The following is a 13,261-nucleotide window of genomic DNA, read 5'->3' on the forward strand; positions in this document are numbered from 1 at the left end:
GCTGCATGGTCCGGCCAACACCGTTCTACCGGATTAACTGTGCTTCGTGACGCTTTGAAAACAGCTTCCAACGGACATTGTTGCCTTGAAAAGGCCGGTTGATTCTACGGCAAAAACTGAACAAAAGTAAGGCGCGGGATGCGACTTTAACAAGTGACCCTGGTTAGACAAAGGGCTAACATGGGAGCGTGTGCCACCGCCAAGCTGTTGTCTGTTCATGTCCAATCAGTCCATCAAAACCCCGTGCGTCGGGCTCTGCTCGACCGTCTACGGCGATCTTGTATGCCGCGGCTGCAAGCGCTTTCATCATGAAGTGATCCACTGGAACGGCTACAGTGAAGAGGCCAAGCTCGCGGTATGGCTACGCTTGGAGCAGTTGCTGGTGCAGGTGATGATGGCCAAGCTGGAAGTGTTCGACAAGGACTGCCTGCGCCAACAACTGGAGCAGCGCTCGATCCGTTTTGTGGTGCAGCAGTCAGAGTACTGCTGGGCCTATCAATTGATTGCCAGGGGCGCGCGGATGATCCGTGACCTTGAGGCCTATGGCATGGCGCTATTGCCTGAGTTTCGTGGCTGGGATCTGCCACAGTTGCGCGACGCCATCGACCGGGAGTTCTTCCTGTTGTCCGAAGCACATTACCAGCGCTACATCGCACCGTCGTTTCTCAAGGACGTGCTGGGGTAGCCTTCCAGCTGCCGCGCGGCGCCAGCAGTCCTTAGCGTTCATCGCTCCTTCAAGCTGGAGTGACGTGATGAGCAGCCTTGTATTCATGCCTGAACTGAGTTTTACCGCCCGCTGCCGCTGGCAACTTGCAGATTATGTTTCGACCCCTGCGGTATGGGAGGACGGCGACGACCTGTCTCGGCCGCTCTGGACCGAATTCGATGGCTGGAATAGCGACAGTGGCTGGTTGATAGCGAGCCGCAATTATGACGAAACACGGCCAGATTCATTTCCGCCGGACGAATGGCAGGGCGAAGATTCACGACAATCGCTCAGTGTCGATACCTTCTGGTTCGGCACCTATCGCCATGCGCTGGGCTACGTCTACGAGATCCGCCCGGCCTATACTGGCCGCAACAGCGACCAGTATCCCAGGCTCAACTACTGGTTGGACGTGAGCAGAAGCGGCTATCTGGGTTTTTACCCTGCAGCCGCCAAAGCTGGCAGCCTGATCGATAAAGAAGGGGTAATAACCCTGCACGATCCGGTCGGTGTAGCGTTGGCGGTAAGACTGCCGATAGACACACAGATTGATCTCGACTTGCCGCTCTACAAACTCAGAAAGGGCTTGAAGACGCCGCTCTGGCACATCGCAGGCCTGAATCCGGAACACTTGGTGGAGGGCGGCCTGCACCTGAACCTGTCTCTCTATGGCGGCCTTGAAGCTGTCAAGGTGCGCCGACTGGTAGAGAATGGGCAAGGGTATCTGAATACAGGCCGCGGCAGGCCGGGTGTGTTGCTGATGTGTATCGACAACCCATGCGTGCCGCCGCACCCGAACCCCTCGATAGGCTGAAACCGCCTACGCGCCGCTGTACTCGCAGCCGCTGGTGCAGGTTTCGTGAATACGCACCTTGGACAGTTCTGGCAGCAGCGGTTTCACCTGCTGCCAGATCCATACCGCGATCACTTCGCTGGTGGGGTTTTCCAGGCCAGGAATGTCGTTCAGGTAGTTGTGGTCGAGCTGCTCGTAGATCGGCTTGAAAATCGCCTTGATTTCGGAGAAGTCGCGGATCCAGCCGGTATGCGGGTCAAGCGGGCCGGTCAGGTGCAGGGCAACCTTGAACGAGTGGCCGTGCAAGCGGCCGCATTTATGACCAGGCGCGACATTGGGCAGGCGATGGGCCGATTCGAAGGTGAACTCTTTGAAAATTTCCACGGGGTAGTAACTCTGTTGCAAGCGAGAATGGCGGCGATTCTACCAGCATGGCCGCAGTGAGTGGTTGTGCCTGTGTGGTCAGCTGCCCGGTGGCGCTTGCGCACCTACTGCAACAGTGCTCAAGGCATGCGCTATCATGCCCGCGAGCAATTTCAGGTTGGCTTAAGGAGCCGTGGTTAATCTTAACCCCGTAGACAACTTGTACATTCCGATGGAGAGATACTCATGAAGACTTTGACTGCCCTGTTCACTGCTGCTGCCCTGTCTGTAGCTGCCACCGCTGCCCTGGCCGACGTGCCGGCGCATGAAATCAGCGCCCTGGAAAAAGCCGGCACCGTGCAGCCATTGCAGAAACTGGCCGAGACTGCAAAGGCCAAGCATCCTGGTTCAACCATCACCGATTCCGAGCTTGAAAACGAATACGGCCGCTACATCCTCAAGGTCGAACTGCGCGATGCGCAGAACGTTGAGTGGGACGTTGATCTGGATGCCAAGACCGGCGAAATACTGAAAAACGCCCAAGACAAATAATGAGCCCGCTATCGCGCAAGCCGCGCTACCTGGCGCTGGCCCTGATGGCCGTGTGTTCACTGGCGCTGGCGCGTGATCTTGACCAGGATGAAGCCCTCGCGCTGCGGCAAAAGGGCATCATCCTGCCGCTTGAGCATCTGCTCGACTCTGCCCTGGGGCGTTATCCCGGGGCACGTTTGCTTGAGGCAGAGCTTGAAGAAAAACATGGCCGCTATGAATACGAGGTCGAGCTGCTGACCCTTGAAGGGGTGGTGCGCGAAATCAAGCTGGATGCCCGCAGCGGTGTGCTGCTCAAAGACGAGGAGGACGACTGAATGCGCCTGTTGCTGGTCGAGGATAACGTGCCGCTGGCCGATGAGCTGACTGCCGGCCTGCAGCGTCAGGGCTATGCCGTCGACTGGCTGGCCGACGGCCGTGATGCGGTCTATCAAGGCCAGAGCGAGCCCTACGATCTGATCATTCTCGACCTTGGCTTGCCCGGCTTGCCGGGATTGGAAGTCCTCGCCCAGTGGCGTGCAGGCGGGTTGGCCACGCCAGTGCTGATCCTGACGGCGCGCGGCTCGTGGGCCGAGCGCATCGAAGGCTTGAAGGCCGGCGCCGACGACTACCTGAGCAAGCCGTTCCACCCTGAAGAGCTGCAACTGCGCATTCAGGCACTGCTGCGCCGCGCGCGCGGCCTGGCCAATCAGCCCAAGCTTGAAGCAGCCGGCCTGCATTTGGACGAAAGCCGCCAGTGTGTCAGCCGCGAGGGTGTCGATGTGCAACTGACCGCGGCGGAGTTTCGCCTGCTGCGCTATTTCATGCTGCATCCTGGCCAGGTGCTGTCCAAGGGGCATCTGGCCGAGCACCTGTATGACGGCGAAACCGAGCGCGACTCCAACGTGCTTGAGGTGCACGTCAATCACCTGCGGCGTAAACTCGGCCGCAGCGTCATCGAAACCCGTCGCGGGCAAGGTTACGTCTACGCCGGCAGCACGCCGTGAAGTCGATCCAGGCACGCTTGAGTGTTGGCCTTATCGCCGTATTGGTAGTGATCGGGCTGGGCTTTGCGCAGTTGACCCTGTGGCTGTTCGAGGCTGGCCTGCAGCGTTACCTCGAAGTCGGTTTGCGCAAGGAAAGCGAGAACCTGCTGGTGGCGCTGGGGCGCGGCCCGGACGGTTTGCAGCTGGATGAGCGGCGCATCTCGGCGGCGTACCAAAGGCCGTTTTCCGGGTATTACTTTCGCATCGATTTCGAGCAGGGCAGCTGGCGTTCTCGCTCGTTGTGGGACCTGGACATGCCCAAGCCGGCCAAGCCGGGGCTCGAAGATACCCATGTATTAGGTCCTGAGGGCCAACAATTGCTGGCCCTGCGTGCTGACTATCGACGCCTGGGTCAGGACATCTCGATCAGCGTCGCGCAGGATTATTCACCAATACGCCAGGGCTTTCAGCGCATGCAGCAGATCGGCCTGGGCATGGGCCTGGTCGCCCTGGTGCTGGTGCTGGTATTGCAGCGCATCACTGTTACCCGCTCGCTCCGGCCATTGGAGCGAGCCCGCCAGCAGATCGCGCAGCTGCAGCAAGGCCAGCGCTCACAGCTGGATGCCGAAGTACCCAGCGAGCTGCAGCCGCTGGTCGATCAAGTCAACCATTTGCTGGCCCACACTGAAGATAGCCTGCGCCGCTCGCGCAACGCGCTGGGCAATCTCGGCCATGCGTTGAAAACGCCGATGGCGGTTCTGCTCAGCCTGGCCTCCAGCGAGCGCTTGCGCGATTTGCCTGACGTACGCATGCAAATGCGCGAGCAGCTCGAACAGATCCAGCAGCGCCTGGAACGTGAACTCAACCGTGCGCGGTTGGCGGGCGATGCTTTGCCCGGCGCGCAGTTTGATTGCGATGCGGAGCTGCCAAGCCTGCTGGCAACCTTGGGCATGATTCATGGTGAAGGTCTGCTGCTGGAGCGCGACACGCCCGCCGGGCTGCTGCTGCCGTGGGACCGTGAAGACCTGCTCGAGCTGCTCGGCAACCTGCTCGACAATGCCTGCAAATGGGCTGACAGTGAAGTTCGCCTGGGTATCGCCACGAGCGCCACCGGTTATCAGTTATGGGTGGATGATGACGGCCCGGGCATTCCAGAGGAAAAACGCGTGCACGTGCTCGAGCGAGGTTCGCGGCTGGACGAACAGGTCAACGGCCACGGCCTGGGCCTGGGTATCGTGCGCGATATCATTGACGCCTGGGGCGGCACTATCGCCCTGCAGGAAAGCCCTCAAGGCGGCCTGCGAGTGAGCATCGAGCTGCCCGGCAAAGGCCGCTGAACGGCCTACGCCGATGCTGCAAAATTATTGAGCCCAAACCGCATTATTTTGAATTTGCCCCACAATAGTGCGCGCGGCACACTCTTGCTCTGAAATGGCTCATCCCAGCCAAGTTGAAGAGCACGTTCTGCCGATGTCTGCCTTGCGTCCCGAACCCCTGTTGCAGCGCCTGATTCCGGCGCCCCTCAATATTCCTCCCAAAGAATGGCTGCGCGCAGGCGTCGGTGCCTTGCTCGGCCTGTGCCTCGCAGGTTGGCTGTGCAGCCTGGCCTATGGTCCCTCCATTGCGCTGCATTTGCTTGGCCCTCTGGCGGCAACAGCCGTGCTGGTTTTCGCCGTGCACGCCGGGCCGCTGGCGCAGCCGTGGTCGGTGCTGGGCAGCTACGCGCTGGCGGGCGTAATCGGCTTGGTCATGCGCCAGCACCTGGGCAGCGAGCTGTGGGTGGCTGGCGCTGCACTGGGCTTGTCGTTGTTGGTCATGTGTCTGCTGCGCTGCCTGCACCCGCCGGGCGGCGGAGTAGCGGTCAGCGCGGTACTGGCCGATTCCGGGCTGGTCGCCATGGGCGATCATCTGCTCGAGCCAATCATGCTCAATGCGCTGGTGCTGGTCGCAGTGGCGGTGGTCTACAACCGCCTGACCGGCGTGCGCTATCCCAAGCCTGGCTTGCCGCGCAAGGATCTGCACCACACCCACGACCCGGTGCCCAGCGCCCGGGTGGGTTTTAGCAGTGACGATCTTGATCAGGCCCTGGAAGACATCGGCGAGTACGTTGACGTCAGCCGTGACGAGCTTGAGCGTATTCTTCTGGCCACTGAACAGCATGCCTTGCAGCGCAGTCTAGGCGGTATCACCGCGGCTTCGGTGATGTCCCGCGATGTGCAGTTTGCCAGCCCGCAGACCACGCTGGAGCAAGCCTGGCAGATGCTCGCCAGCCACCACCTGAAGACGCTGCCAGTACTGGCGGAGGGACGCCTGGTCGGCATCGTCAGCCTCAGTGATGTGCTGACGGCGGCCATGGCGCGGGCGCGGTTCAGCTGGCGTGGGCTGTGGCGGCGCAGGCCGGTGGTGCTGGAGCAGGTGATGAGCCGACGGGTGATCAGTGTCAGCAGCCAGCACCCGCTGGAGCGCCTGCTGCCATTGCTGTGCGAGCAAGGCTTGCACTGCCTGCCGGTACTCGATGACGGCAAGCTGGTCGGGGTGATCACCCAGACCGACCTGATTGCCGGTCTCAAGCGGCAGTTGCTCAACCACAGCACGCGTGCTTCAGATGAGCGGGTCCCAGCGTTGTGACCAGTCACTGACGCCCGCAGCGACTTGCCGGCGCAGCACGCCGAAGGCCTGCTGCAAGGCGGCGCTGTCGTGCTTGCGGGTGTACACCAGAAAAGTCGGGTAGGTAAATTCCGGCGCTTGCGGCACCCGCTCGAACACGCCGCTGTCCAGATAAGCCTGCACCACCCGTGTACGGAAATAACCGCTGCCACCGTGCTCGAGAATGAACTGCAAGGCCAGCGGGCCGAGGTTGAAGCTCAGCGCTGGGCGGGCGCAGTCGGGCAGGGCGGCATCGTGCTGGCGGCGAAACGTCTCGCCCCAGTCGATATACACATACGGCTCTGGCCGTTCTACGTGGCGGATGCGCACCAGTTTTTCTTCCATCAACTGCTCCACCTGCAGGCCAGGCCCGTAGATGGGCTGATAGACCAGCGCAGCATTGAGCAAGCCGCGCTCGACCTTGCGCAGCAACGATTCGCCGTCGCTGACCTCGCTGCGGATGGCATGGCTGGGCATCTCGCGGTACAGCGCACTGACCCAGTCGAGCAGCAGCGGGTTGCCCAGGCTGGTTTCGCCGCCCAGGTGCAGCAGCTGCTGACAACCCTGCGGCAGCGGCAGGTCACGGCGGGCGGCCTCCCAGGTTTCCACCAGTTGGTGGGCGTAGGTGACGAAGGCTTCACCGTCTGCGGTCAGGCTGGCGCCGCTGCGGCTGCGGACAAACAGCTGGCAACCTAGCTGCTGCTCAAGACGCTGCACCCTTGCGGTGATTGCCGTCTGCGACACGCACAGGCCCTCGGCGGCGGCGACCAGGCTGCCGCAGCGCACAATCTCCAGAAAGGTGCGTGCCTGTTCGATATCCATGCTGTGCTCATTGATCAAGGTGATGGCTATTCTAGAGCCTTGCTCGCTGCTTGGCGCGCATCAAAAGCGCCGCCTTGATAGAGCCTGCTGCTGCGAATTTGCAGGTCGGTTATGGACTTTAGTCCCATGGCAGGGGCGTCAGGCAGGTCCATACTGCAGGCTCGCCCTTCAATAACAACAAGTATCGGGTTGCGACTGACATGACCTACCAGCACAGCTACGCCCGTTCCATTTCCGACCCTGTGGCCTTCTGGGCCGAGCAGGCCGACCAGCTGGCCTGGTACCACAAGCCGCGCCAGACCCTGATCAACAACACCGACGGCAGCCATTGCTGGTTTGCCGACGGGCGCCTGAACAGCTGCTACCTAGCCCTGGATTACCAGATCGAACAAGGCCGTGGCGAGCAGACCGCGTTGATCTACGATTCGCCGGTAACCGCCACCCAGCAGCGCTTCAGCTACCGTGAGTTGCGCGATGAGGTGGCGCGGCTGGCCGGGCTGCTGCGCGAGTTGGGCGTGCGCAAGGGCGACGGTGTCGTCATCTACATGCCGATGGTGCCGCAGGCGGCCATGGCCATGCTCGCCTGCGCGCGGATTGGCGCAGTGCACTCGGTGGTGTTCGGCGGTTTTGCCGCCAACGAGCTGGCCCTGCGTATCGATGACGCCAAGCCGACGCTGGTGCTCACGGCCTCCTGCGGGCTGGAGTTTGATCGGGTCATCGAATACAAGCCGCTGATCGACCGCGCCCTGCAACTGGCCAGCCATCAGCCCCGCCACGTGCTGGTGCAGCAGCGGCCACAGGCCAAGGCCGCGCTGCAGCCTGGGCGTGACCTGGACTGGCAACAGGCGCTGGTCAACGCGCAGCCTGTGGCGCCGGTCGAGCTCAGTGCAACCGACCCGCTATATATCATGTACACCTCCGGCACCACCGGCAAACCCAAGGGCATCGTCCGCGAAAACGGCGGCAACGCGGTCGCCTTGAGCTACACCATGCGCCATATCTATGGTATGCAGGCGGGCGATGTCTGGTGGGGGATTTCCGATGTGGGCTGGGTGGTCGGTCACTCGCTGATCGTCTACGGGCCGCTGATGACTGGTTGCACCACGGTATTCTATGAAGGCAAGCCGATCCGCACCCCGGACGCCGCCGCGTACTGGCGGGTGGTCGAGCAGTATCAGGTGAATGCCTTGTTCTGCGCGCCGACGGCGATGCGCGCGATCCGCAAGGAAGACCCCCATGGCGAACTGCTCGCCGGGTATGACCTGAGCTCCCTGCGCCAGTTGTTCCTGGCCGGGGAAAAGCTTGATTCAAGCACCCATCAATGGCTGGAGCAGGTCACAGGCAAGCCGGTGCATGACCATTGGTGGCAGACCGAAACCGGCTGGCCGGTGACCGCCCCCTGTGTCGGCCTCGAAGGCAGTGCGGCGCGCCCGGGGTCGAGCAACCGCGCAGTACCGGGCTACCACGTGCAGGTGCTGGACGACGACGGCCATTTGCTCGGGCCGAATCAACAGGGCGCGATCGTCATCGCCCTGCCGTTGCCGCCGGGCTGCAGCCAGACGCTGTGGGGTGATCATCAGCGCTATCTACAGGCGTATCTGCACACCTATCCGGGCTACTACCATACCGGTGACGGCGGCTACCTGGACGATGACGGCTTCGTCTACATCATGGGTCGCACCGATGACGTCATCAACGTCTCCGGGCATCGGTTGTCTACCGGCGAAATGGAAGATCTGGTCGCCCGCCATGCGGCGGTTGCCGAGTGCGCGGTGATCGGTGTGCACGACGACATCAAGGGCCAGGTGCCGCTGGCGTTGGTGGTACTCAAGGACGGCGAAGAGCTAGCCGAGCAAAAATTGCAGGCTGAACTGGTTGCCAGTGTGCGTGAGCAGATCGGTGCGCTGGCATGCTTCAACCGGGTGCGGTTGGTCAAGCGCTTGCCCAAGACACGCTCCGGCAAGATTCTGCGCGCGGTGCTGCGCAAGATCGCTGACGGTCAGGCCTATGTACCACCGTCAACGCTGGATGACCCGGCTGTGCTTGGCGAAATCGAAGCGGTGCTGGCCGATCTGCCCCGAGCAGGTTAAAGCACAGTCGTGCCGATCTGATGCAGCTGGCCGAGACGGCTGCGGCTGCGCATCAGGTCGGCAATGGCGCCACCCAGGCTCTGCTCGAGCGGATAGCGGCCAATCAGCACCAGCTCGCAGTCTTGGTCGTACAGCACATCGACCAGGTTGACGAAGCGTTGCTGCGCTGCGAGCGAACATTCGGCCAGGTCTTCCAGGTCGTCGATGATCCAGCGATCGTAACGGCTGGCCAGCTCCAGATAATCCGCCACTGCCGTGGCCTGCTCGCACAGATCGACAAAGCTGAAGTGCACCTGTCGATCCTGGCTGGCCAGAGCGCGCAGCGGGCGATGGTTGATGTCCAGGGTCAGCGGCTGGGTTTCAGGCAGCGCCAGGGCCAGGCGTTGCTCAGCTGTGCCGGGCCATACGTAGTGGCCCTGGGTAAAACGCTGGTGCGCGCGGTTGGCCGGCAGGCTGCGAAAGTCGATGTCGCCGCCCACTTCCATCACCAACATGCGGCTGTTGATCAGGCGGATCACTGGCAAAAACCGCTCATGGTAAAGGGGGTTGGGCAGCAGGCCTTCGGGGGCATAGTTGGAGGTCAGGACGACAAATACATTGCGCTCGAACAGCGCGCTGAAAAGCCGGGTGAGCAGCATCGCATCGCCGATGTCGTGCACATGGAACTCGTCGAAGCACAGCACCTGGCAGTCGCCAATCAGTTCATCCAGGGTCGCCGCCATGGCATTGTCGGCGCCGCGATGGCGGTGCATGCCCTGATGCAGACGAGCGAAGAAATCGTGGAAGTGCAGGCGCAGCTTGGCCTCCACCTCCAGCGCCTGGTAAAAGCCATCGAGTAGCCAGCTCTTGCCGCGGCCAACCGATCCATACAGATACAAGCTGCGCGCCTGGCCATCAGCCAGCGCGGCAAACTGTTGCGTCATGCGCTCGATAACCCGGCATTGGCCTTCGCTCAAGCTATAGCCGCGCTGCCTGGCCTTGTCCTCGAAGTAGCTCAACAGCTGGCAATCGCCTTGCGCATCGGTACGCGAGCGGCGGCGCAAGTGGCGAAGCGGCGTGGAAATCCAGGCAGACAAGCGGGTGGTCCTCGCAGGCGGGGCAGGGCGGTTGGTGCCCTCCAGTGAGCGACCATTTTCACCGCAAGCACCGCTGGCAGGCAATCATCCCGGCGGGTCGCAAGGCGATTGTGGGCGACTACCGACCGGTCAGTGCCCGCTGGCAGTAGTCATGCGCCACTGCCAAATGAACAACCTCAGTCCTCGCGCTTGAGCTGACGGTCGATCATATACTTGATCGACAAGCGACGTTCCTTGAGGCGGTGCAGGTCATCATCGCTGGTATAGCCCGCCGAGATGGCCTCGGCAGCCAGCACCTGGTTGTCGATATCGACGTACTCGTCGAGCAGGCGATCAAGGGTCTGATCCTGCTGGCGGCGCTGCTGAACGATTTCGCGTGGGTAGTGCAGGTCTTGGTACAGATCATGGGAAACTGGCATGACGCCCTCCTTGTTAGCGCTGGGATTACCTGACTATTGAGCGGGGCTGCGCTGATTTGGTTTTTAGCTGGGCGAGCTTTGCCGACAGGCGGTCGCACCGCGACTGGTTTCTAACTAACTTGCTGTTTTTTTGAGATTTTTTTTAAAAGAGGGGTTTTCATGATCAAGGATTGTTGTTAAAGTGCCGCGCATTCCCCGACAACAACTCATGTTGTCAGCCACGGGAATTGTTAGAGCGACAGTGCATTGCACTCGTTGCATCAGATACAGGGGCGTCGCCAAGCGGTAAGGCAGCAGGTTTTGATCCTGCCATGCGTTGGTTCGAATCCAGCCGCCCCTGCCATTATTTTCCTCGCTTTACCCTCTCTCTATTCCCGGGCAATCCAGCCAACGCTCCCCATCCGTATTGCAGTTGCTGAGCAACGGCTGAGCGCAGTGCTCAGGCCGCGCCCAGCAAATCGTCCAGGGTCTTCGCCAGCAGCTGATCCTGTACCGGTTTCTGAATGACCACACTGTCGCTTAGCTCGAAGCCTTGCAGTTCGGCATAGCCCGTGAGAATCACCACCGGCAATTGCGGGAAGCGTTCACGCGCCGCCAACGCGAGCTGCGCGCCGTTGAATTCGGGCATGGCAAAGTCAGTCAGCAGCACATCGACGTGTTCATCGAGCAAGCACAGGGCATGCTCGCCACCGTGCGCCTGGCGTACCTGGTAACCGTGCGAGCGCAGCAGCTCGCCGATCATGTCGCGAACCAGGTGATCATCGTCCACCAACAGCACGGTGCGATCACGGCCTTCTGCCGAGAGGGCTGGCGCCGCAGGCGCCGCGGGTGCTTCGACGGCTACAGGCTGCTTGACCGCAGGCAGGTAGACCGACACCAAGGTACCCTGGTCAGGCGCAGTATCGATAGACACGCCGCCACCCGATTGCTTGGCGAAGCCGAACACCTGGGCCAGGCCAAGGCCCGAGCCTTTACCGATGTCCTTGGTGGTGAAGAATGGCTCGAATACCTTGCCGACTACCTCTTCACTCATGCCGCAACCGGTATCGCGAATCGACAGCATCACGTACTCGCCAGGCTCCGGGTCTTCCGGTCGCTGGGCGCGTTCTGTGATCAACGTATTGCGCGTCGACAGAATCAGCTGGCCGCCATCGGCCATGGCGTCGCGGGCGTTGATCGCCAGGTTGAGAATGATCATCTCGGTCTGGGTCGGGTCAGTCAGTGCCTGCCACAGGCTGGCATCCAGATCCAGGCGTACCGAGACATTGCCGCCCAAGGTGCGTCGCAGCAGTTCTTCCAGGCCGGTGAGGGTCTGGTTGAGGTTCAGCGGCACAGGCTCGAGCCGCTGGCGCCGGGAGAAGGCCAGCAACTGTGAGGTCAACTTGGCACCGCGCTCGCCAGCCTCGCGGATGTGCTTGAGGCGGCTGCGGGCCTTGTCGTAATTCTCTTTCTGCAGGTCACGCTCAAGGAAACTCGCGCCGGTCAGAATCACCGTCAGCAAGTTGTTGAAGTCGTGCGCGACACCGGCGGTCAGTTGGCCGACTGCCTCCAGCCGCTGCATCTGCTGCAGCGCCGCTTCGATACGCTCGCGCTCATCGATCTGCTCGCGCAGGCGCATGTTGGCCTCGGCCAGGCCCATCGACGATTCGCGCTCGCTGGTGATATCACGGGCGACCACATAGAGCAGGGTGTCCTCGGGCACGATCACCCACGACAACCAGCGCTGTTGGCCGCTGGCATGTTGAATGCGCCCTACAAAGCGGGCACTGGTGCGGCCCTGGCCGAGCGCTGCCAGCTCAGCGAGAAAGGCTTCCTGATCCGGCTCGGGTAGCAGCTGCAGCAGGGTGGTCTGGCTCAGGCGTTCACGCGAGATGCCCAGGCTGACTTCCCAGGCTGGGTTGAGCGCGACCGGGGTCAGGTCTCTGTTCAGTACCGCCAGCAAGTCCTGGGACAATTCCCATGAGCGATCGCGCTCCCGGGTACGCCGCTCGACCCGCTCGCCGAGCATCTCGTTGAGCTGCTTGAGCGCCGTGGTCGCCTGGCGTTGTTCATGAATGTCCTGCAATACGCCGGAAAAGCGCAGGCAGCGGCCGTCGACGAATTGGGTCTGGCCGCTCGAGAGCAACCAGCGCGGCTCGAGGCCGTCAGGCTGATTGATACGAAACTCGACCCGGTAGTGACCGCCTGCCTGGGGCTGCATGACCTGCTCGACAGCGTCACGAACCAGCGCGACGTCTTCGGGATAGATACCTGCGTAGAACACATCCAACGACATCTGAGTGTCGACAGGCAGGCCAAACAAGGTCTTGCAGCGGTCATCCCAGAGCAGCAGATCTTCCTGCGGGCGATAGTCCCAGGTACCCATGCCCGCAGCATCGATGGCAAACCGGGCGCGCGCCTCAAGCTCGGCCAGCGCTTCCTCGGCGCGGCGACGGCGATGGCGCTCCTGCACTTCGGTCAGCGCCCGGCGCACGGCCTTGGGCAGCAGCGGCAGGTTCTTCTTCAGGACATAGTCGGTGGCGCCAAGGCGGATCATCTCCACCGCGTGCTCTTCACCATAAATGCCTGAAAGAAAGATGAACGGCACATCTGGCGCCAGCCGCTGAGCAATCGCCAGCACCTCGATGCCGGACGAGCCAGGCAACACGCAGTCACACAGGATCAGGTCAAAACGGCCGTGGTGCAGCGCATGCTCGACGCCAATATGGTCGAACACCAGTTGCGACTCGATCTGCAACCCGCTGCGCTCCAGGCGCAACAAGGTCAGCTCGGCATCCATCGAACTGTCTTCGACCATCAGTAGCTTGAGCGGGCCTGACAACATGCTAGTTG

The 13,261-nt window shown here is 61.8% G+C and carries 13 protein-coding genes and 1 tRNA gene; 9 read left to right on the forward strand and 5 right to left on the reverse strand.

All coding sequences use genetic code 11. The features are described 5' to 3' along the window. Nucleotides 1-217 precede the first annotated feature (217 nt). Complete coding sequence (locus tag FW789_RS02435) at nt 218-685, forward strand: DUF1289 domain-containing protein (protein WP_103437944.1); 468 nt, start codon at nt 218-220, stop codon at nt 683-685. A gap of 67 nt (nt 686-752) precedes the next feature. After that, nucleotides 753-1,520 carry a hypothetical protein gene (locus FW789_RS02440; protein ID WP_446430831.1) on the forward strand — a complete coding sequence of 256 codons (768 nt, stop codon included), beginning with the start codon at nt 753-755 and terminating at the stop codon, nt 1,518-1,520. Between the two features lie 6 nt (nt 1,521-1,526). Here FW789_RS02440 and queD read toward each other — a convergent pair whose 3' ends face one another. After that, the gene (queD, locus tag FW789_RS02445; RefSeq protein WP_101320994.1) at nt 1,527-1,883 is read right to left on the reverse strand and encodes a 6-carboxytetrahydropterin synthase QueD; all 357 of its coding nucleotides are present in this window, start codon (nt 1,881-1,883) and stop codon (nt 1,527-1,529) included. A 225-nt stretch (nt 1,884-2,108) separates the two neighbouring features. Here queD and FW789_RS02450 point away from each other — a divergent pair, with 225 nt between their 5' ends. The 5 genes from FW789_RS02450 to FW789_RS02470 all read left to right on the forward strand — a co-directional run bounded on the left by FW789_RS02450 (nt 2,109) and on the right by FW789_RS02470 (nt 6,004). Further along, nucleotides 2,109-2,414, forward strand: a complete 306-nt coding sequence (locus tag FW789_RS02450) for a PepSY domain-containing protein (RefSeq protein ID WP_103437942.1) — start codon at nt 2,109-2,111, stop codon at nt 2,412-2,414. Next, nucleotides 2,414-2,728 carry a PepSY domain-containing protein gene (locus FW789_RS02455; protein WP_103437941.1) on the forward strand — a complete coding sequence of 105 codons (315 nt, stop codon included), beginning with the start codon at nt 2,414-2,416 and terminating at the stop codon, nt 2,726-2,728. Before FW789_RS02450 ends, FW789_RS02455 begins: the two co-directional genes overlap by 1 nt. Further along, the gene (locus FW789_RS02460; RefSeq protein WP_101320987.1) at nt 2,729-3,397 is read left to right on the forward strand and encodes a response regulator transcription factor; all 669 of its coding nucleotides are present in this window, start codon (nt 2,729-2,731) and stop codon (nt 3,395-3,397) included. It abuts the gene before it with no gap. Next, nucleotides 3,394-4,713, forward strand: coding sequence for a sensor histidine kinase (locus FW789_RS02465; RefSeq protein WP_186699370.1), 1,320 nt, complete (start codon nt 3,394-3,396; stop codon nt 4,711-4,713). The genes FW789_RS02460 and FW789_RS02465 overlap by 4 nt, the downstream gene beginning before the upstream one ends. A 133-nt stretch (nt 4,714-4,846) precedes the next feature. Continuing rightward, nucleotides 4,847-6,004: an HPP family protein gene (locus FW789_RS02470; protein WP_446430832.1), complete on the forward strand. Its 1,158-nt coding sequence runs from the start codon at nt 4,847-4,849 to the stop codon at nt 6,002-6,004. Here the strand turns inward: FW789_RS02470 and FW789_RS02475 are convergent. Continuing rightward, nucleotides 5,978-6,844, reverse strand: coding sequence for a LysR family transcriptional regulator (locus FW789_RS02475; protein WP_446430833.1), 867 nt, complete (start codon nt 6,842-6,844; stop codon nt 5,978-5,980). The genes FW789_RS02470 and FW789_RS02475 overlap by 27 nt on opposite strands. Before the next feature lie 200 nt (nt 6,845-7,044). Here FW789_RS02475 and FW789_RS02480 point away from each other — a divergent pair, with 200 nt between their 5' ends. Further along, a complete protein-coding gene (locus tag FW789_RS02480) occupies nt 7,045-8,934 on the forward strand; it encodes a propionyl-CoA synthetase (RefSeq protein ID WP_411562840.1) in 1,890 nt (629 codons plus the stop codon). Here the strand turns inward: FW789_RS02480 and zapE are convergent. Both zapE and FW789_RS02490 read right to left on the reverse strand, forming a co-directional pair. Beyond that, nucleotides 8,931-10,010: a cell division protein ZapE gene (gene zapE / locus FW789_RS02485; RefSeq protein WP_207073031.1), complete on the reverse strand. Its 1,080-nt coding sequence runs from the start codon at nt 10,008-10,010 to the stop codon at nt 8,931-8,933. The two genes, FW789_RS02480 and zapE, sit on opposite strands and share 4 nt — an antisense overlap. Before the next feature lie 176 nt (nt 10,011-10,186). Beyond that, entirely contained in the window at nt 10,187-10,429 is a 243-nt protein-coding gene (locus FW789_RS02490; protein ID WP_101320974.1) for a DUF465 domain-containing protein, read from the reverse strand. Nucleotides 10,430-10,697: 268 nt separating this feature from the next. On the opposite strand from FW789_RS02490, the gene FW789_RS02495 reads away from it, so the two are divergent. Continuing rightward, nucleotides 10,698-10,772: transfer RNA gene (locus FW789_RS02495), tRNA-Gln, on the forward strand. A 96-nt stretch (nt 10,773-10,868) separates the two neighbouring features. On the opposite strand, the gene FW789_RS02500 is transcribed toward FW789_RS02495, so the two are convergent. Then, nucleotides 10,869-13,253 carry a response regulator gene (locus FW789_RS02500; protein ID WP_446430834.1) on the reverse strand — a complete coding sequence of 795 codons (2,385 nt, stop codon included), beginning with the start codon at nt 13,251-13,253 and terminating at the stop codon, nt 10,869-10,871. Nucleotides 13,254-13,261 lie beyond the last annotated feature (8 nt).

The organism is Pseudomonas sp. 1121_17 (genome assembly GCF_052850745.1).